This window comes from Methanosarcina spelaei (assembly GCF_002287235.1).
GTDB lineage: Archaea > Halobacteriota > Methanosarcinia > Methanosarcinales > Methanosarcinaceae > Methanosarcina > Methanosarcina spelaei.
In genome coordinates, this window is the sequence record NZ_LMVP01000474.1 from 1 (window position 1) to 256 (window position 256).

At 41.8% G+C, this 256-nt stretch carries 1 protein-coding gene; it reads right to left on the reverse strand.

Annotation, left to right across the window (positions count from 1 at the left end; translation table 11 throughout):
- The coding region (gvpJ, locus tag ASJ81_RS24505) for a gas vesicle protein GvpJ (protein ID WP_170943370.1) at window positions 1-104 on the reverse strand (104 nt) is incomplete at its 3' end.
- Between the last annotated feature and the right edge of the window lie 152 nt (window positions 105-256).

Genomic DNA, 256 nt, shown 5'->3' on the forward strand with positions numbered 1-256 from the left:
CCAACAAGCGAAATCCTGGCCCATGTGTCTACAACTATTCCCTTGTCAAGTATCCTGTCCAGCACTTCTGCGAGACTTGAACTATCAGGACTTTGAGCTACCATTTACTAATCACTCCTTTATCTGTATACTCTTGATATTCATGCAGAAACTTTTGGTGCTTCTTCCACTTCTTCCATTGCAGCTTTTTCAATCTTTGTGATCTCTTCTGCATAGTGCAGGAATGTATCCACAGATGCAACAACAACTCTGGCTT